16 protein-coding genes are annotated in these 19,596 nt (G+C 57.7%); 2 read left to right on the top strand and 14 right to left on the bottom strand.

The window, feature by feature from the left end; translation table 11 throughout:
* Positions 1-44: 44 nt before the first annotated feature.
* The 7 genes from BFV67_RS04565 to queA all read right to left on the bottom strand — a co-directional run bounded on the left by BFV67_RS04565 (position 45) and on the right by queA (position 6,710).
* Positions 45-725 (bottom strand): helix-turn-helix transcriptional regulator, encoded by a 681-nt coding sequence (locus BFV67_RS04565; RefSeq protein ID WP_023616119.1) that lies wholly within the window; start codon positions 723-725, stop codon positions 45-47.
* Positions 726-739: 14 nt separating this feature from the next.
* Positions 740-1,105 carry a VOC family protein gene (locus tag BFV67_RS04560; RefSeq protein ID WP_008503341.1) on the bottom strand — a complete coding sequence of 122 codons (366 nt, stop codon included), beginning with the start codon at positions 1,103-1,105 and terminating at the stop codon, positions 740-742.
* A gap of 141 nt (positions 1,106-1,246) precedes the next feature.
* Positions 1,247-2,218, bottom strand: a complete 972-nt coding sequence (gene secF / locus BFV67_RS04555) for a protein translocase subunit SecF (protein WP_063618520.1) — start codon at positions 2,216-2,218, stop codon at positions 1,247-1,249.
* A gap of 10 nt (positions 2,219-2,228) precedes the next feature.
* Positions 2,229-4,076, bottom strand: a complete 1,848-nt coding sequence (gene secD, locus BFV67_RS04550) for a protein translocase subunit SecD (RefSeq protein ID WP_021241665.1) — start codon at positions 4,074-4,076, stop codon at positions 2,229-2,231.
* Between the two features lie 27 nt (positions 4,077-4,103).
* Positions 4,104-4,436: a preprotein translocase subunit YajC gene (gene yajC, locus BFV67_RS04545; RefSeq protein WP_000007630.1), complete on the bottom strand. Its 333-nt coding sequence runs from the start codon at positions 4,434-4,436 to the stop codon at positions 4,104-4,106.
* A gap of 22 nt (positions 4,437-4,458) precedes the next feature.
* Positions 4,459-5,586 carry a tRNA guanosine(34) transglycosylase Tgt gene (gene tgt, locus BFV67_RS04540; RefSeq protein ID WP_003859110.1) on the bottom strand — a complete coding sequence of 376 codons (1,128 nt, stop codon included), beginning with the start codon at positions 5,584-5,586 and terminating at the stop codon, positions 4,459-4,461.
* A gap of 53 nt (positions 5,587-5,639) precedes the next feature.
* Entirely contained in the window at positions 5,640-6,710 is a 1,071-nt protein-coding gene (gene queA / locus BFV67_RS04535; protein ID WP_023326778.1) for a tRNA preQ1(34) S-adenosylmethionine ribosyltransferase-isomerase QueA, read from the bottom strand.
* Positions 6,711-6,802: 92 nt separating this feature from the next.
* On the opposite strand from queA, the gene acpH reads away from it, so the two are divergent.
* The gene (gene acpH, locus BFV67_RS04530; protein ID WP_021241667.1) at positions 6,803-7,384 is read left to right on the top strand and encodes an ACP phosphodiesterase; all 582 of its coding nucleotides are present in this window, start codon (positions 6,803-6,805) and stop codon (positions 7,382-7,384) included.
* 127 nt (positions 7,385-7,511) lie between these two features.
* The gene (locus BFV67_RS04525) at positions 7,512-8,114 is read left to right on the top strand and encodes a peroxiredoxin (RefSeq protein ID WP_008503347.1); all 603 of its coding nucleotides are present in this window, start codon (positions 7,512-7,514) and stop codon (positions 8,112-8,114) included.
* 43 nt (positions 8,115-8,157) lie between these two features.
* On the opposite strand, the gene BFV67_RS04520 is transcribed toward BFV67_RS04525, so the two are convergent.
* From BFV67_RS04520 to phoB, 7 genes are all read right to left on the bottom strand, one after another.
* Positions 8,158-9,543 carry a DUF3999 domain-containing protein gene (locus BFV67_RS04520; protein ID WP_069597927.1) on the bottom strand — a complete coding sequence of 462 codons (1,386 nt, stop codon included), beginning with the start codon at positions 9,541-9,543 and terminating at the stop codon, positions 8,158-8,160.
* Complete coding sequence (locus BFV67_RS04515) at positions 9,540-12,161, bottom strand: DUF2339 domain-containing protein (RefSeq protein ID WP_069597926.1); 2,622 nt, start codon at positions 12,159-12,161, stop codon at positions 9,540-9,542. The genes BFV67_RS04520 and BFV67_RS04515 overlap by 4 nt, the downstream gene beginning before the upstream one ends.
* Positions 12,162-12,247: 86 nt before the next feature.
* Entirely contained in the window at positions 12,248-14,065 is a 1,818-nt protein-coding gene (gene malZ / locus BFV67_RS04510; RefSeq protein ID WP_069597925.1) for a maltodextrin glucosidase, read from the bottom strand.
* 162 nt (positions 14,066-14,227) lie between these two features.
* Positions 14,228-15,601, bottom strand: coding sequence for a proline-specific permease ProY (gene proY / locus BFV67_RS04505; protein ID WP_008503261.1), 1,374 nt, complete (start codon positions 15,599-15,601; stop codon positions 14,228-14,230).
* A gap of 81 nt (positions 15,602-15,682) precedes the next feature.
* Entirely contained in the window at positions 15,683-17,002 is a 1,320-nt protein-coding gene (gene brnQ / locus BFV67_RS04500) for a branched-chain amino acid transporter carrier protein BrnQ (RefSeq protein WP_008503262.1), read from the bottom strand.
* A gap of 409 nt (positions 17,003-17,411) precedes the next feature.
* Complete coding sequence (phoR, locus tag BFV67_RS04495; RefSeq protein WP_045371764.1) at positions 17,412-18,707, bottom strand: phosphate regulon sensor histidine kinase PhoR; 1,296 nt, start codon at positions 18,705-18,707, stop codon at positions 17,412-17,414.
* A gap of 21 nt (positions 18,708-18,728) precedes the next feature.
* Positions 18,729-19,418 carry a phosphate response regulator transcription factor PhoB gene (phoB, locus tag BFV67_RS04490; RefSeq protein ID WP_008503265.1) on the bottom strand — a complete coding sequence of 230 codons (690 nt, stop codon included), beginning with the start codon at positions 19,416-19,418 and terminating at the stop codon, positions 18,729-18,731.
* Between the last annotated feature and the right edge of the window lie 178 nt (positions 19,419-19,596).

Below are 19,596 nucleotides of genomic sequence, written 5' to 3'. Positions count from 1 at the left end.
CGAGCCAAATGTAGCCGGGTAAGGCGTAGCCGCCACCCGGCTTTTTACTGCCTCACCTTGCGCAAAAAATCCGCCAAAGACCTGTCCGCACTTTCGCTAAACCGCCTTTCCGTAGCCACAATATTGAGGCATCTGTCGAGCCGGAAACAGCGATAGTCATCGCGCCGTTCACACCACGCCGCCAGCAGCCAGCGCTCTCCCCAGAAGAACAGCCCCAGCGGCTGAACCTCACGATTAGACAGCTGTCCTGCTTCATCACGGTAATGCAGCGCCAGCACCTGCTGAGCGGAAATTGCCTGATGGATCCTGTCAAAATCGCTGCGGGAGTGGCTTTGCATGCAAAAATCCGGGGCGTAGATCCGCGTCTGCTCCGCCTTTCGACGACTCTCCTCGGGCAGAATCGCCAGCACCTTTTCCTGAGCCGACTCCAGCTCGCGCGACAGCGATTCCCCTCCCCAGGTTTTGAGCAGGCGAATCGCAACGATCAGCGCCTCGGACTCCTTATTTGTCAGCATCAGCGGCGGCAGGTCAAAGCCCGACATAAGCCGATATCCGCTCCCCGCCTCACCTTCCACCGGCACGCCGGAAAGCGACAGGTCGCGGATATCGCGGTAGACCGTGCGCTCGGACACGCCAAGCCGGTCCGCCAGATGCGCTGCCGTTGTCAGACGCCTGCCCCGCAGGATCTGCACAATCTGAAACAAACGGTCAGCGCGTCGGGTCATTTCTTAGTTCGCTCTCAGGCAGGTTGATGGAGGCCGACGCGGTTACCCTCGCTGTCGGTAAACAAGGCGATAGTGCCAATGCCATGCGGCAGTTCCAGCGGGCCAAACACGCACTCGCCGCCCGCAGAGGCGATGCGATCGAGCGTTGCCGCCAGATTGTCAGTATGCAGGTAAATAATAGCGCCCTGCAAAGACGGTGTAACGCCGTCAAATTTTGCCAGGGCGCCTCCGGTGGCGGGATCCTCATGCGGAAAAACGGCCAGCTCCGCACAGTCCATTTTCTCGCGACGCAGCGCAAGCTGCATCACCGGCTCATAAAATTTGATGGCGCGATCCATATCCGAGACCGGAATTTCAAACCAGTTAATGACGCTTTTCATACATCCTCCTGCCTGTTGTTTGGGTTCAGAAGGAGTCTACGACAGGGCTCCTGACAGCATACTGTCAGGAGTGTTTGTCAGGAGCAGATAAAAAAAATCCCGGTCAACCGACCGGGATTTTGATACGCAGTAAACGTCGCCTTACGGCAGAATGGACGGCTGATCCGCGCCTTCTTTTTCGACTTTCTGCTGGAGCAGGTGCTCACGCTTCATGCCGAGTTTCAGCGCCAGGGCGGACGCAACGTAGATAGACGACGCCGTACCGATGGTGACACCAATCAACATGGTCAGCGAAAAGCCTTCCAGAACCGGACCACCGAACAGGAACAGCATCAGGATCACCATCAGGGTGGTACCGGATGTGATCAAGGTACGGTGTAGCGTCTGGGTCAACGACACGTTAAAGATTTCGTACGGCGTGCCGCGACGGATCTTACGGAAGTTTTCACGGATACGGTCAGATACCACGATACTGTCGTTCAGTGAGTAACCGATGACGGACATCAGGGATGCCACAATCGTCAGGTCAATCTCAATGTGGAACAGCGACAGTATGCCCATGGTGATCACCACGTCGTGCGCCAGAGCGATAACCACACCGGCCGCCAGTCGCCACTCAAAGCGGAAACCGACGTACACCAGGATGGAGATCAGCGCCACCAGCAGCGCCATCGCACCGGTCTGCGCCAGGTCAGCACCCACGCTTGGGCCGACGAACTCAATACGCTTAACCGCCGCGTTCTGGTTGGTTGTTTCGTTAATCACGCTAACAACCTTACTGCCCAGCTCCTGGCTGCCGTTGGCATCGTGCACCGGCGGCATACGCACCATGATGTCGCGGCTGCTGCCGAAGTTCTGCAGCAGCGGCTCTTCAAAGCCCGCTTTCTGCAGCGATTCGCGCATCTGGTCCATATCGACCGGTTTTTCCAGGGAGATTTCAATTACCGTACCACCGGTAAAATCGAGACCCCAGTTAAAGCCTTTCACGCCCATAATGACGATGGACAGAATCAGCAGGAAACCTGAAATGCCGAAGGCCCAGTAGTCCCAGCGCATAAAGTCCCAGACTTTACGGCCGTGGTTCAATTGTTCAACAGTATATTCCTGTGCCACAACGCACTCCTCAGATAGACAGCTTTTTGACGCGCTTGCCGCCGTACAGCAGGTTCACGATGGCACGGGTGCCGACAATAGCGGTAAACATTGACGTTGCGACACCGATACCGGTTGTAATCGCAAAGCCTTTGATCGCGCCAGTACCCACTGCATACAGGATAAGAACCTTAATCAGTGTTGTTACGTTCGCATCGAAGATAGAGCTGAACGCGCCTTTATAACCTTCATCAATCGCCTGCTGAACAGAGCGACCGTTGCTCAACTCTTCTTTGATACGTTCGTTAATCAGTACGTTGGCGTCGACCGCCACCGCAAGGGTCAGAACGATACCCGCAATCCCCGGCATGGTCAGCGTCGCTCCCGGCAGCAGGGACATGATGCCGATAATCAGCACCAGGTTCGCGATCAGCGCGGAGGTCGCAATCAGACCAAACTTCTTATAGAAGAAGATCATGAACAGGATAGAGACCACCAGACCGGCCAGACACGCTTCCAGGCCCTGCTGGATGTTTTGCATACCCAGAGTTGGACCAATGGTACGTTCTTCAACAATCTGAATTGGCGCTATCAGCGCACCGGCACGCAGCAGCAGGGAGAGCTGACGCGCTTCGTTCGGGTTGTTAATACCGGTAATACGGAAGCTGTTACCCAGACGAGACTGGATATTGGCGATGTTAATCACCTCTTCCTCTTTCACCAGCACAGCACGGCCGTTTGCATCTTTCTTACCGCTGTCTTTGTACTCCACGAACAGGGTCGCCATCGGTTTACCGATGTTGTCCTTGGTGAAGTTAGACATGATGTTACCACCCGCGCTATCCAGCGAGATGTTAACCTGCGGCTGGTTGTATTCATCCTGGCTCGACGTGGAGTCGGTGATGTGGTCACCGGTCAGAATCACACGTTTGTACAGCACAACCGGCTGACCTTCGCGGGTCTGTTTCACTTCGGAGTCACCCGGAATACGGCCAGAAGCGGCAGCAGACTGGTCAACGTTGGTATTCACCAGACGGAATTCCAGCGTTGCGGTCGCACCGAGAATCTCTTTCGCACGCGCGGTGTCCTGGATACCCGGCAGTTCAACCACGATACGGTCAGCACCCTGACGCTGTACCAGCGGCTCGGCCACGCCCAGTTGGTTTACACGGTTACGCAGAATGTTGATGTTCTGCTGAACGGCATATTCACGCGCTTCTTTCAGGCGCGCATCGGTCATCACCGCGCGCAGCTGGTTGCTGCCCTGCGAGGAGATCACCAGGTCACGATGACGTTGGGTCAGGTAATCTACAGCCTGATCGCGCGCCGCGCTGTCGCGGAACGTGATGCTCATGCCGTAGTTATCTTCTTTACGCACGGTGGTGTAAGCGATGCCTTTATCACGCAGATCGCTGCGCAGGCTGTCGATATTCTGTTCCTGCAGCTTGCCGAGCGCGGTATCCATATCCACCTCCATCAGGAAGTGAACGCCGCCACGCAGGTCAAGACCGAGTTTCATTGGCTCTGCATTCATCGCAGCCAGCCAACGCGGGGTTGCAGGGGCAAGGTTAAGCGCCACGACGTATTTATCACCCAGCACGCCCATCAGCGCTTCACGTGCGCGAAGCTGCGTGTCGGTGGTGTCGAAGCGAGCAAGAATTGCGCCCTCTTCCAGTGCCACAGACTTAGCGGTAATTTTTTCTTCTTGTAACGTTTTCTGGACCTGGATCAGCGTTTGCTCACTGGCGGCGACACCGCGCGCGCCAGTGATTTGAACAGCCGGATCCTCACCATACAGGTTGGGAAGCGCGTACAGCAGGCCGACGAGAATCACGACGACCAGCATGATGTACTTCCACAAAGGATAACGGTTTAACACGGCAGTTCCCTTTGGGAAAAGTTGGGATTACAGCGCCTTCATGGTGCCTTTCGGCAGAACGGCAGCTACGAAGTCACGTTTGATGACCACTTCAGTGGTGTCGTTCAGGGCGATTGCAATGTAGCCACTTTCAGCCACTTTGGTTACGCGACCGACCAGACCACCGTTGGTCAGCACTTCATCGCCTTTCGCGATGGAGTCCATCAGCTTTTTGTGCTCTTTGGTGCGCTTCTGCTGTGGGCGCAGGATCATGAAATAGAAGATCAGACCGAACACAACCAGCATCAGAATCAGAGACATTGGGCTGCCCTGCGCTGGAGCGCCTGTTGCTGCTACCGCATCAGAAATAAAAAAGCTCATTCAAATTCCCTCATTATTAAAATTAATCAACGTTCAACGGTGGAACATCCCGCCCCTGACGTTGGTAGAAATCGGTCACGAAGCTCTCTAATTTACCCTCTTCGATAGCCTTACGTAAACCAGCCATTAAGCGCTGATAATAACGAAGATTATGAATGGTATTGAGACGCGCGCCCAAAATCTCGTTGCAACGATCGAGATGATGCAGGTACGCGCGAGAATAATTGCGACAGGTATAGCAATCGCACTCGGAATCGAGCGGGCTGGTGTCACTCTTATGCTTCGCGTTACGGATTTTCACCACGCCATCGGTAACGAACAGATGGCCGTTACGCGCGTTGCGGGTTGGCATGACGCAGTCGAACATATCAATGCCGCGGCGTACGCCTTCAACCAGATCTTCCGGTTTGCCCACGCCCATCAGGTATCGTGGTTTATCCGCCGGGATTTGCGGGCAGACGTGCTCCAGAATGCGGTGCATGTCTTCCTTCGGCTCACCCACAGCCAAACCGCCGACAGCGTAGCCATCAAAACCTATCTCTACCAGACCTTTAACAGAGATATCGCGTAAATCTTCGTAAACACTGCCCTGGATAATGCCGAACAGCGCATTTTTGTTCTGCAGGGAGTCAAAACGGTCACGGCTACGCTTCGCCCAGCGCAGAGACATCTCCATGGAACGCTTGGCGTAGTCCCAGTCGGCCGGATACGGCGTGCATTCGTCGAAGATCATCACGATGTCAGAGCCGAGATCGTACTGAATCTCCATTGATTTTTCGGGATCGAGGAAAATCGGATCGCCGTTGATCGGGTTACGGAAGTGAACGCCCTGCTCGGTGATCTTGCGGATATCCCCCAGGCTGAAGACCTGGAAACCGCCGGAGTCGGTCAGGATAGGGCCTTTCCACTGCATGAAGTCGTGCAGGTCGCCGTGGAGCTTCATGATCTCCTGACCCGGACGCAGCCACAGGTGGAAGGTATTGCCGAGGATAATCTGCGCGCCCGTGGCTTCAACTTCTTCCGGCGTCATCCCTTTTACGGTGCCGTACGTGCCCACAGGCATAAACGCGGGGGTTTCCACCACGCCGCGATCAAACACCAGGCGACCGCGGCGCGCGCGACCGTCGGTGGTATCGAGTTCAAATTTCATTTTTTCTCCGACGTCAGAAAAACAGTCCAACGTTGTAAAACGGTGCCGCGGACTTATTCCCCGACACGCTCATTCAAAGCCTGCGGATTGTACGTGATAAACATCGCGTCCCCGTAGCTAAAAAAGCGATATTTTTGTTCTACCGCAGACTTGTAGGCATTCATCGTATGCTGATACCCCGCGAACGCAGAGACCAGCATAATCAGCGTCGATTCAGGCAGATGGAAGTTGGTCACCAGCGCGTCAATCACTTTGTACTGGTAACCCGGGTAGATAAAGATCTGCGTATCGCCAAAGAACGGCTCAATCAACTCGCTTTTCGCGGCCTGCGCGGCGCTCTCCAGCGAGCGCACCGACGTCGTACCGACCGCCACGACGCGGCTACCGCGCGCTTTCGCCGCCAGCACCGCGTCCACGACATCCTGCGGCACTTCAGCATACTCAGAGTGCATGATGTGGTCTTCAATGCTGTCCACGCGCACCGGCTGGAAGGTTCCCGCCCCGACGTGCAGCGTTACAAACGCCATCTCAACGCCTTTCGCGCGCAGTTTTTCCAGCAGCGGTTCATCAAAGTGCAGGCCTGCCGTCGGGGCCGCGACCGCGCCAGGCTTCTGGCTGTAGACGGTCTGGTACAGCTCGCGGTCAGCCTCTTCGTCAGGACGCTCAATGTACGGCGGCAGCGGCATGTGGCCGATGGCGTTCAGGATATCAAGCACCGTGCGCTCGTCGTTGAACTCCACCTCGAACAGCGCGTCGTGGCGCGCGGTCATGGTCGCCTTGATGCTCTCGTCATCGCCCAGCAGCAGCTCCGCGCCCGGCTTTGGCGCTTTGGATGCGCGAATATGTGCCAGAATACGTTTATCATCGAGCATACGTTCGACCAGCACTTCAATCTTGCCGCCGCTGGCCTTACGGCCGAACAGGCGCGCCGGGATCACGCGGGTATTGTTAAAGACCAGCAGATCGCCAGGGTTGAGCTTGTCGAGCAAATCGGTGAAAGTACCGTGCGTCAGCTCGCCCGTTGGCCCATCCAGTGACAGTAAACGACAGCTGCTGCGCTCAGGCATGGGATAGTGAGCAATCAGGGATTCAGGTAGTTCAAAGGAGAAATCGGCGACGCGCATGACGTATACTCGTGACTTAAAAACAGGCGGCATAGTCTAGTGCTCACACCCTTTTGCTGCAACAACTAGCCGCCCCCGGACAAATAAAACGCATGAATTTTCTCGCTCACCTGCATCTCGCTCACCTCGCTGACAGCTCCCTGTCCGGCAATTTGCTGGCCGATTTCGTACGCGGCAACCCCGCGGAAGCGTACGCCCCTGAGGTTGTCGACGGGATTTTTATGCACCGCCGCATCGACGTGCTGACGGATAAGCTGCCGGAAGTGACGGAAGCCAAAGCGTGGTTTCGGCCGGAAACGCGCCGCGTCGCACCGATCACGCTTGATGTGATGTGGGACCATTTCCTGTCGCGCCACTGGGCACAGCTCTCGCCGGAGCTACCCCTGCCGGAATTTGTGCGTTATGCCCATCAGCAGGTGTCGATCATTCTGCCCGACTCGCCGCCGCGCTTTGTCAATCTGAATAACTACCTGTGGTCAGAGCGCTGGCTGGAGCGCTATCGCGAGATGGATTTCATTCAGAACGTGTTGAATGGGATGGCGAGCCGTCGCCCGCGCCTGGATGCGCTGCGGGATTCCTGGTATGACCTGGATGAACATTACGATGCGCTGGAGACCCGCTTCTGGCAGTTTTACCCGCGCATGATGGCGCAGGCGAAAAACAAACAGCTCTGACAGAATTCGTATTGATAGGTAAAAGCTGGCGGAACGATTGTCACCACCTCTTTGTCTTATCCATGAACACTCTCTATACTGGCTCGCGTTGCGTTCCAAATAACCTTAGTATCTACAGGAGAATCATATGGTTCTGGTAACTCGTCCGGCTCCAGATTTTACAGCTGCAGCAGTTCTGGGCAACGGTGAAATCGTTGAAAACTTCAACTTCAAACAGCACACCAACGGTAAAGCGACCGTTCTGTTCTTCTGGCCAATGGACTTCACTTTCGTTTGCCCGTCTGAGCTGATCGCGTTCGACAAACGTTATGAAGAATTCCAGAAGCGTGGCGTGGAAGTGGTTGGCGTCTCCTTCGACTCTGAGTTTGTACACAACGCATGGCGTAACACCCCTGTCGACAAAGGCGGCATCGGTGCGGTGAAATACGCAATGGTTGCGGACATCAAACGCGAAATCCAGCAGGCTTACGGTATCGAACATCCGGACGCTGGCGTTGCGCTGCGCGGTTCCTTCCTGATCGACGCAAACGGCATCGTTCGTCACCAGGTTGTGAACGATCTGCCGCTGGGTCGTAACATCGACGAAATGCTGCGCATGGTTGACGCGCTGCAGTTCCACGAAGAGCACGGCGAAGTGTGCCCGGCTCAGTGGGAAAAAGGTAAAGAAGGTATGGCTGCTTCCCCAGACGGCGTAGCTAAATACCTGTCTGAAAACGTATCCAGCCTGTAATCGGCACGGTTTACGAGAAAGGCCCGCTTATGCGGGCCTTTTTTTATGCCTTGCGCTGCGTTTCCCGCCAGATGCGCCAGGCCATGCCCGCCAGCAGGATTACGCCCGCGATCAGCACGCCCCACACCAGCAGGGCGTTCATCCAGCTCGCCCGCTCGCCTGCAGAGGTGGCGTTTAGCCGCCCCTCACCGCCCAACGCGACATCATCCAGAATATCGGCCTGCGGCAGGTTCGCCATATCATAGGTCTTGCGCAGATCGGCTGGGATCAGCATGTCAGGTTCCACCTGTGCAGGCTTTGCGGCGCCGTTGCCCCAGGCGAGCACGTACGGCGCTTTACCCTGCGCGTTGAACACCAGGTCATAGCGGTCGCGATGCCCCGTAACGCTCGGCAGGTATTCTGGCAGACGCGCATTCAGCGTCGTGATTTTCACGGCCTGCACCAGGTCCCCGTTAAGCGAAACCGGTCCGGATGTTTTCCCCTCCAGGCGGTAAATCACCTCTTTTTTCAGGGGATGCCATGTGTCTTTTTCCGTACGCCGCCAGGCGATCTCCACGGGAAGGACGCCATCACCGTTCAGCGAGATGCTGACAGCGCTCAGCGGCTGCGGACGCGTCCAGCGCCACTGCGCTTCGCTTGTCGATAGCTGCTCTCCTTCCCCCTCAAGATTGATCTCTTCCGGGGCCGCCTGCGCAGGTGCGCTAATTGCGTTTACGCCGGTCAACGTTACCCCCTGGCTCTGCGTATTCAGCACCACCATGAGATAGCGATTCGCCTCGGGAGATAAAACCGTGTCGGTATCGATCCGATCGAGCTTAAGGCGATCCTGGCCGCTGGCGACGTCCAGCAGCGGCATATCTTCGCGAAGGGTATACCAGCGCTTAAGATCCTCGCTGTAATAGACCGACGCCGTTCCCTGCCACGGCGTCTGCGGGGTATTCCAGAGCAGCTGCAGCTGGGATATGGCCAGCTCACCCGACGTCTGCTCCGGCAAGCTCAGCAGGTAATGTTGCCCGGCTGCGGCGGCTTTTTGCCCCTCCAGCACAATCTCAACGCCGTTTCGGGAACGGAGCCGGATCTTATCGCTGTCACCGGCGTCTGAGGCAGCCGCGAGCGGCGAGGCATCCAGCGGAAAGAGGCGCAGCGCCGTGGATTGCGCTGTGGCCTGCGGGCGCGTCGCGGCGATCAGGCTAAAGGGAACCGGCTCACCCGACTGGTTAAAGACGCGAACATCATGCAGATCCGCGGATGTGCTCTGCTCATAGACGGCAAGCGGCAGCATCACTCGATACCACCGGGAAGGAACGGACGTGTCGAGTGAACGACCAAAGGCGTAGTCCCGTGGCGATTCCGTTGGTACTTCGTCGCAGAACGCCGGGCCGGAAAGCGCCAGCAGCGCGGTACACGCTACCGCTTTCATCCATTTCATTTTTCATCTCCTGTTTTTGGCGGTAGCGGCGAGAAATAGCCCACGATCAGCACCAGTATCGCCACGCCGATAAACGCCACCGCGCGCGACAGACCGCCTCCGCCCGCGCTGTCCACCAGCATCAGTTTAACCATCACCACACCCAGCAGCGCGGCCCCACAGAGCCACTCCTGCCGGGAAGCCCGACGGGTGGCATGGATCATGACCACCAGCGCACTCAGCATCCAGAACAGGGCAAAGCTGGTCTGGATAAGCCGCGAATCCCACAGCGATGCCATATTCCAGGCCACGTCGCCGTACCAGGCCAGGGCGCGCATCAGCGCACCGTTCAGCCACCAGAAGCCAAACGCCATGAGCGCGACGGCAGGCCACGGACGCGCTTGCGCAAGCAATGCCGGGTAGTAGCGGTCCACCGCCCGATAAAAGACCACCAGCCCCAGCAACGCGAACGCTGCGCCTTCCTCAAGCGGGTTTACCAGCGGGAGCCAGGTTTGACGATAGACCACGCCGTCCTGGAAATTGGTCACCACCAGCAATACCAGCAGCGCCACGACGGCAGGGATCGGTGCCAGACACGCATAGAGCGCAGGCCATTCCCGGAACGGCCACGCGCGACGCCGTACCGCAGCAGAGAGCGCCATAATCACCCCGCCGCCTGCGGCCATCGCTAATCCGCTGCCCCAGGCAGCCATGCCCCACGGCAGAGACCGGGCAAACCAGTAAAGCTCGGCGGCCAGCGCCAGTAAAATCATCCAGCACAGCGACAGGTGTAGCCCCATCGCGATACGCGGCAGAACCCTTTCACCATCGCGCCGCAGCAGCATCAGCGCGGCAGGAAGCGCAACGCACCAGGCCAGGTTTGACCAGCCGGCGGCAACGATCTGCTGATGCCAGATCTGATACCCCACCATCAGCAGCATAACCGGCCACAGCAGCCATTTGCTGGCGTCCAGCTCTCGCCACGCCAGACGAGCGGCCACCTGCCGCCAGCCCCAGACCGACGCCGCCGTCAGCGCCAGCACGCCCGCCAGAACCGGTAATTCTTTCGTAAGTACAAGCTGCGACGCACCCAGCTGCGCTACCAGCCAGAACAGCAGCCCGCCTGCCAGCAGCGCCCAGCTGACCGGCAGAAAAAAAGTCCGCCACAGCCAGGCCGCTGCCAGCCAGCAAAGGCTGAGGATGGCGAAGATAAGGAGCAGGCTCAGCGACGTAACGCCGTCCGTTTGCGCCCACAGCGCGCTGCCGAGGGCCAGCACCAGCAGCGCCGTCCCGCTATAGCTCATGCGCCGCTGGTGCTGCTGCACGCCCAGCCAGAGGATACCCAGCCCCTCCAGCGCCCAGGCCATTGCCGTCCAGCGCGCCGACAGCGCCAGCGGAATGGCGAGCGTGGCAAACCCGCCGCCGATCGCCAGCGCTGCCATGACCAGCGGCCGTCCGAGGGAGGGATAGCGCCGCAGCGCGAGGTACGCGAGGGTGAGATAAAATGCGCCGTATCCCAGCGCGCTCAGCGCCGGGCCATATTCCCAGTGTCGGGTCATGCCGTACTGCATCCCGAAGCCGATCAGCGGCGGGGCAAACAGCAGCACGCCGTCAACGATCTGCTTCCCTTTCTCCTGCGCCCGCAGCGACAGCGCCACGCTCAGCACGCCGAAGATCAGCGTATTGGCAATCAGGAACAGCTGGCAGATCCAATAGTCTTCAGGCTGGTAATCACTCAGCCCCCACAGGCCGCCCACGCCGAACGTGAACAGCAGCCCGAGCAGGTTCAGCTCGCGCCAGTGCTGCCAGATGCTGATAGCAAGAATGCCGATGGACAGCAGGAGATAGAAAGAGAACAGCGCGACAAAGCTGCCGCCCCCGGTAGACAACAGCAGTGGCGCAAGATACCCGCCGAGGCTCGCCAGCATGGCAAGGCTCAGGGCCTTCTGCAGCACCGCCAGCCCGACGCTCGCCGCGCAGATCACCACCAGCAGCGCAAAAGCCAGCGTCATCGGCAGCATTTGCCAGAGCCGGAAGGCGCCAAACACCGTCAGGTAGAGCACGCCGGTCGCCCCGCCCTGGAGGATCAGCGCATAGACCCGCTGCCTGTGCCGCAGCCGCCACCCAATCGCCAGCAGAACAACGGCAAACAGCGCCGCTGCCACGAGGCGCAGCTCAAGCGGGAACAGGGAATGTTCGACGGTATAGCGCAGCAGGAAAGAGAGGCCGAGGAAGAGCAGCAGAATGCCCAGCTTCGCCAGCGGATTGCCCTGCATGAACCAGCGCGCCAGCGACGTCAGGATGCCGCCAAAGGCTGAAGGCTGTTTTGCCGCAGGGGTCGGGGCCTGAGAAGAAGCGGGTTCTGCCACCGCTGCGGGAATATCGGGTCGCCAGGGGTCGACAGGCGCGAGAGCGTCCTCCACCACTGGCGCGGTAATTGCCTCCGGCGCGGCGGTCTGCACCGGTTCCGACGCGTTCTCAGGCACGCCGCGCTGCTCAAGCGCCTCTATGCGCTGGCGCAGCCGAGCGATCTCCTGCTGCGCCGCCGTACTGCGATTAAACCCGATAACCGCAAGCACGGGCGCAACCAGCAGCGCAAAAACCAGGAATAAACAGCCAAGGATGTAAAGCTCGTCCATGTTTCCACCTTCACCGTAAACGATCTGTTAAGATTGACACAAATCGTTGCACTTGCGCCATCTTAAAAGGTGGAAACAATAGCGTATTAGCTGCCGAACCAGATCGTCGCGGATATTGCAGGCAGCGCCAGCACGCCGTCCTGTATTGTCGCCTTGCCCTCTTTACTCTTCCACGCAGCGACATTCAGCAGCGGTGAATCATCCAGCACCACTTCGCAGGCCTCGCCCCGGTTAATCGCCACCAGCACGCGCTGCTGGTTATAAACGCGGGCAAAGACCACGACGTTATCATGAGCGTATACCGCCTGGCAGCCGCCGTAGCGCAGGGCAAGACTCTGCTTACGCAGCTTCGCCAGCCGCTGATAGAGGCTGAACAGCACTTTGTCCTGTTTCTCTGGTGCCCACGGGAAGGTTTTGCGGCAGAACGGATCGTTGTTGCCGTCCAGCCCCACCTCGTCTCCGTAGTAGATGCACGGCACGCCCGGCCAGGTGAAGAGCCAGGTCACCGCCAGCGGCAGACGCGCGACATCCTTGCCCAGCAGGGATTTAAAACGCGCGGTATCGTGGCTATCGAGCTGGTTAAACATCCGCAGTTGCTGCTGATGCGACAGCCCGGCGCGGTAGTTCTCCATCCATGCCATGCAGGTTTCCGCGTCGATATGATTTGGATCGTAGGAGATATCGGTGTTGGCGAGGAATCCCCACAGCGGGAAGGTAAAGCCGCGATAGTTCATCGCCGCATCTTCCGCATCATTCTGCAGCCACTGGCGCGCGTCACCAAAGTGCTCGCCAAAAACGAACGCTTCCGGCTGTGCGGCTTTTGCCGAGCGCGTTATGCCGGCGACGTGCTGAAGATTGTTCCGCGCCCCGCCCGCTTCGCCGAGCATATGCACCACGTCAAGACGCCAGCCGTCCATATTCCACGGCGCCTTCAGCCAGTGTCGGACGATGCTGTCTTCGCCGCCGTAGATTTCATTAACGAGCGTTGGCGACTGGAAATCCAGCTTCGGCAGGCTCGGGTAGCCCAGCCAGTCCAGCGCGCGGCCCTCCTCGTTAAAGCTGTACCAGTCGCGCTGCGGCGAATCAGGGTTATGACATGCCCCGCCCATCGACTGGTTATGCCGATCAAACCACGCATGCGAATCGCCGCTGTGGTTGAACACGCCGTCCAGGATCAGGCGCATCCCCTCTTTTTGCGTATTCTTACGCAAGCGCAGCAGCGCCTCGTCGCCGCCAAACTGCTCATCAACGTGGCGATAATCTTCGGTATCGTATTTGTGTACGCTCGGGGCTTTAAACACCGGGTTGAGGTACAGCGCCGTCACGCCCAGTTTTTTCAGGTACGGCAGCTTTTCGCTGATACCGTCGAGATCGCCGCCGTAGAAGGTCGAGCCGCCCGCCTGCGCGGTCAGCGGCTCATCCCACGCTTTCAGGATAATGTCATGACCCGCGGCATGGTGGTAGTAGACCTTATCCTGGTCGGCAGTGCGCTTTTCGCTGCGCGCAAAACGGTCCGGGAAAATCTGGTAAAAGACCTGATCGTTAACCCACTGCGGGCCGTTATCCGGATAATCGACCGCAAACTGCTCCAGCCGTGCAGGCGGGAAACGGCTAAACCCCTGCGGGGTAAACCACAGCTGGCGGTTGTTCCACAAAAGCTTAAAGCTGTAGCGGCGGCGCGGCTGTCCGCTGTTCAGATCGATATTCGCCCGCCAGGCGGTGATCCCCGGCTGCGGCTGGCTGCGCAGCTTGTGCATTTTCAACCCGGTCTCTTCGTTATCGATTTCGGCGCGGAGCGTCACGCGATCGGGCTGGTTTTCCCCCGCCAGCCAGAGCGTAATCACAAGGTTGTCTTTGTTTTGCTTAACAAATGGGGCAACCGGAAGGTGCCAGGCGTTTAACATCACGAATCCCCTCTGATGAAATTGACGTCACCTTGCCACAGGGTGGTTAAGGATAGCTCACCATGATGGGATTTATTGGGGGAGGAGGACGGGGGAGGAGTTTTTTGGGGGGGAAAAGGGAGTGTAGGCCGGGTAAGCGCAGCGCCACCCGGCATTTTTACCTTACTGCGCTTCCGCCAGCTGACGGTCGCGGCGGCATTTGAACACCCAGCCCACCAGCAGCAGCACGATCCACGCGCAGCCCACGTAGAGCGAAATGCGGGTGTCCGGATGGTAGCCAATCAGGCCAATTATAAACACCAGGAAGATCAGCCCGACAACGGTCGTCGCAACGCCGCCCGGTACTTTGAACTTCAGCGCTTTCGCCTCATCCGGCGACAGGCGACGGCGGAAGGCAATCTGCGACAGCAGGATCATGATCCACACCCACACCGTCGCGAAGGTCGCCAGGGATGCAATCACCAGGAAGACGTTCTCCGGCATGATGTAGTTCAGATAAACCGAGAACAGCAGCGCCACGGTCATCACCACAACGGTCACCCACGGCGTGCCGCGGCGTGAGGTTTTGGCGAACACCTTCGGCGCGCTGCCCTGCTCCGCCATGCCGTGCAGCATACGCCCCACGCCAAAGACGTCACTGTTGATCGCCGAAAGCGACGCGGTCAGCACCACAAAGTTCAGAATGCTAGCCGCAAAGGCAATGCCCATATGCTGGAAGGTCAGGACAAACGGGCTACCGTTGGTACCCACCTGATTCCACGGGTAAATGGACATGATCACGAACAGCGTACCCACATAAAACACCAGAATACGCATCGGCACCGAGTTGATGGCGCGCGGAATGGATTTCTCCGGGTCTTTCGCTTCCCCAGCAGTAATACCGATAATCTCGATACCGCCGTAGGCGAACATCACCATCTGCAGCGACATCACCATGCCGAGCCAGCCGTTGCTGAAGAAGCCACCGTTGCTCCAGAGGTTATGGATCCCGGTCGGCTGCCCGCCGTTGCCAATCCCCCAGATGATGATCCCGAAACCGGCCACAATCATGATGATAATGGTGGCGACCTTGAAGAAGGAGAACCAGAACTCCAGCTCGCCGAACACCTTCACGCTCATCAGGTTGACGGCGCAAATGATCAGCACCACGCTCAGCACCCAAATCCAGTGCGGCACCGCCGGGAACCAGACGCCCATATAGATGCCAAACGCCGTCACGTCGGCTATTGCCACGATCAGGATTTCGAAGCAGTAGGTCCAGCCGGTGATAAACCCGGCCAGCGGGCCGAGGTTTTCCTGCGCGTAGCGCGAGAAGGAGCTGGCGGAGGGGTTATGAACCGACATTTCGCCGAGGGCGCGCATGATGATATACGCCGCCACGCCGCCGATGATGTACGCCAGCAGCACGCTTGGACCGGCCATTTTGATGGCATCTGCCGAGCCATAAAAAAGACCGGTGCCAATAGCAGAGCCCAGCGCCATAAAGCGGATGTGGCGCGTGCTCAATCCACGTTTAAGTTTGTTAGTGCTTTCCATTTAAATCTTGCCATTCAACACGAAAAAAACAAAAAACCACGGGGCCTTAAGCCCCGTGGTTAAACAGTTTGTTGCCGTTGATTAATGGGCGTTCGATGCGACCTGACGCCCTGCAGCACGATCCCAGATAACCGCCAGAACCAGTGCAACAACGGTAGGCATCAGCCAGGCCAGACCCTGCTCGGACAGCGGCAGACGCTGTGTCCAGGCTGGCAGAATTTCAGCGAACGCTGATGCTTTAATCCCGTCAAGGATACCAAAAATCAGGCTGATAAACATGGCTGGCGCAATAATTCGTGAGGAGTTGTTCCACCACGGGCGGGTGAAGCTCAGCACCACCAGCACGATGCACGGCGGATAGATCGCCGTCAGTACCGGAATAGAGACCTGAATCAGGTGGCTCAGACCGAGGTTGGATACCGCCATGGAGAAGATACCAAGGATAAACACCAGGGTGCGGTAAGAGAGCGGCAGGTACTGCGCAAAGAACTCAGCACAGGCGCAGGTCAGGCCAACCGCGGTAACCAGGCAGGCCAGGAAGATGAGCGCCGCCAGCAGCATACTGCCTGCACCACCGAAGGTGTGCTGGACATAGGCGTGCAGGATAGCCGCACCGTTGGCGTTCTGGTCGACCAGCATCGCGCTATCGGAGCCCAGGCGGAACAGAGCCAGATACAGCAGCGTCAGGCCTACACCGGCCATCAGGCCAGCCCAGATGGTGTAGCGGGTCAGCAGACGCGCTTCGGTCACACCGCGGGAACGCGCGGCGTTAACGATAACGATACCAAACACCATCGCGCCCAGCGTATCCATCGTCAGGTAGCCGTTCACAAAGCCGTTAGAGAACGCGGCGTTTTTATAGGCGTCCATCGCGTCGCTAATCGGGCCTGCAGGCCAGACGATAGCCGCCACCGCCAGAACAATCAGCGCCACAATTTTCAGCGGAGCCAGGAAGTTACCCACGGTATCCAGCAGCTTGCCCGGATAGAGGGAAACCAGAATCACGATAGCGAAGTAGATCAGGCTGTAGATGAACAGCGGCATCGCGCCGTCACCGGTCAGCGGAGCAATACCCACTTCAAAGGAAACGGTCGCGGTACGCGGGGTGGCAAACAGCGGACCCACGGCCAGATAGCATACGGTTGCCAGCAGAACGCCCGCCACTTTGCCAATCGGGGTGCTGAGGCTATCCACACCGCCGCCGACTTTCGCCAGCGCGATGACGGTCAGCACCGGCAGACCCACGGCAGTAATCAGGAAACCAAACGCGGCGGTCCAGACGTGTTCACCCGCCTGTAAGCCAACCATTGGAGGGAAAATGATGTTGCCTGCGCCAACGAACAGCGCAAATGTCATAAAGCCCAGCGCGATGATGTCACGCGATTTTAAGTGATGGGTCATAAAACCTTACTGCCTGTGGATGTGGTGTTGAAAACATTGAGATTTTCGCTGCCCCTGACGGGACGATACAGCCGAAAATTTGCTCAATTTTAGCGGGATATGCTCCCGTCCTGGCGTGGAGAAGAATAGTTTTTCGATTTACCACGCAAATACAGTCGGTCTGACAGTATCTGGGGGGCAATTTAAACGCTTATAACGTTTAAAGGCAAGGTGGGATCGTAAAACCAGAACAATATGCCAGCATGAAAATACACTCCAGCACAATACGCTAATTATAAGAAAAACCCATGGCTAATCATGCGAACAAAAAACAGCCAGCCGTATAAAATTCACACGCGTTTCGCTTGACTGCAAAGCAAACGGGCCAGCGATGGCTGACCCGTGGAAAGGTAAAATGACACACCTGCCGTCAGGCGATCTTTTTGGCAATTAATCGTTCCGGGATCACGAAGCTGAAGCGGGTTCCTTTACCCAGGGTACTCTGAATATCGAGACGGCTTTCATGGTGATTCACCGCGTGTTTCACAATCGCCAGCCCCAGGCCGCTTCCGCCCGTCTGCCGCGATCGCGCTTTATCCACGCGATAGAAGCGCTCGGTCAGACGCGGAATATGCTCCGGCGCGATCCCCGGCCCGTTGTCCTCCACGCTAAACTCGGCCCCCGTTGGGATATGCTGCCAGCGCACCACGATCTCCGTTCCTTCCGGCGTATGGTTTACCGCGTTATACACCAGGTTTGAGATAGCGCTACGCAGTTCATCTTCGCTGCCCAGCACCTTAAGCGTGTTGTCGACCTCAAAGGTCAGGTGATGCTTTTTGTGGCTTAACGTCTGCGCTTCACGCTCCACGACCCGCAGCATCATCGGCACATCGATGGTGTCATTCAGCGCGAGCGTGGGTGCCGCTTCAATCTTCGAGAGCGTCAGCAGCTGCTTCACCAGGCCTTCCATCCGGTGCGTTTGCTCGCGCATGGTGTGCAGCGCTTTTTCACGCGGCGCACCTTCCAGCGTTTGCTCCTGCATCATCTCCAGGTAGCCTTGAAGCACGGTCAGCGGGGTACGCAATTCGTGACTGACGTTGGCGAAGAAGTTGCGGCGCGCCCCTTCCAGCTGGTGCATCTGGGTGACATCGCGCGCCACCATCAGCCACTGCTTATCGCTGTAGGGCATCACGCGGATCTCCAGATGGCGACCGTTATTGAGCTTGAGATTGTGCGGACGGGTAAAATCACGCTTTTTCAGGTACAGCGTAAACTCGGGATAACGCAGAAGGTTGAGGATATTCTGGCCATTATCGTCCGGCCAGCGCAGGCCCAGCAGCTGCTGCGCCAGGCCGTTACACCAGAAGATCGTCCCTTCTTCGGTGGTCAGAATGACCGCATCCGGTAGCGACTCCGCACCGCTGCGAAAACGCTTAATCAGGCTTCCCAGCTCGCGGCGGCGCTTTTTATTTCGCATCTGCATCTGGTGCAGACCGTACAGCAGCGGCTCCCAGCTGCCGCTTCCGGGCGGCGGCGTCATGCTTCGGTCAACCCACAGCCACCAGGAGAGGCGCAGCAGGTTCCAGAAATGCCAGATCAGCAGCCCGGTGACCGACGCCAGCAGAAACCACGGCAGATGTCCAAGAAAGGCCCCCAGAATGAAGGCCGGAATACAGCATAAGATCAGTTCAAAGACGAGCCTTTTCCATGACAGACGTTCCAGCACGCGTCACACTCCTGTCATTGTTCAGAAACGGGTAGAAAAACGATAACCCGTGCCGCGGACCGTCTGCACCATGCGATCGTGGCCGCTCAGTTCCAGCGCTTTTCGCAGGCGGCGGATATGTACGTCAACCGTCCGGTCTTCGACATACACGTTAGTTCCCCAGACGTTATTCAGCAACTGCTCGCGGCTGTACACGCGTTCCGGGTGGGTCATAAAGAAGTGCAGAAGTTTAAATTCGGTAGGCCCCATGTCGAGGGGATTTTCACCGGTCATCACGCGGTGAGAAGTCGGATCAAGGCTCAGCCCCTGCATCTCAATCACCTCTTCCACCGCCATCGGCGAAATACGGCGCATCACGGCTTTAATGCGGGCCACCAGCTCTTTGGGGGAGAACGGTTTGGTAATGTAATCGTCCGCGCCGGTCTCCAGACCGCGCACACGATCCTCTTCTTCTCCGCGCGCCGTAAGCATCACAACCGGGATGTCGCGGGTCAGCGCTTCACGCTTCAGGTGTTTGATAAACTGCAGTCCGGAGCCGCCGGGCAGCATCCAGTCCAGCAGAATCAGATCGGGCCAGGGTTCATTCAGCTGGTTCACTGCGCTGTCATAATCTTCCGCTTCAACCGGCTGGAAGCCGTTTTGCTCGAGCACGAAGCACACCATTTCACGAATTGGAGCTTCATCTTCTACGACCAGAATACGTCTCGCCATACTTTGCCCTGTCTTATCTTATTTACGTTACAAGTTTGTAATTCGGCGCCATTATGCGTCAGATTTATGACAGATTTATGAAAAACAGTACCACTATAAATGGCAAACTGTTGTTTTATTACAGCGGTTATTTTCCCTTCTCTGAACGTTTATAATCCTGCTTTCTCTTTTTTGCCAC

The organism is Enterobacter roggenkampii (assembly GCF_001729805.1).
Taxonomy (GTDB): Bacteria; Pseudomonadota; Gammaproteobacteria; order Enterobacterales; family Enterobacteriaceae; genus Enterobacter; species Enterobacter roggenkampii.
Note: the sequence above shows the minus strand (reverse complement) of the source record. Positions and strands in the feature narration are given on the sequence as shown.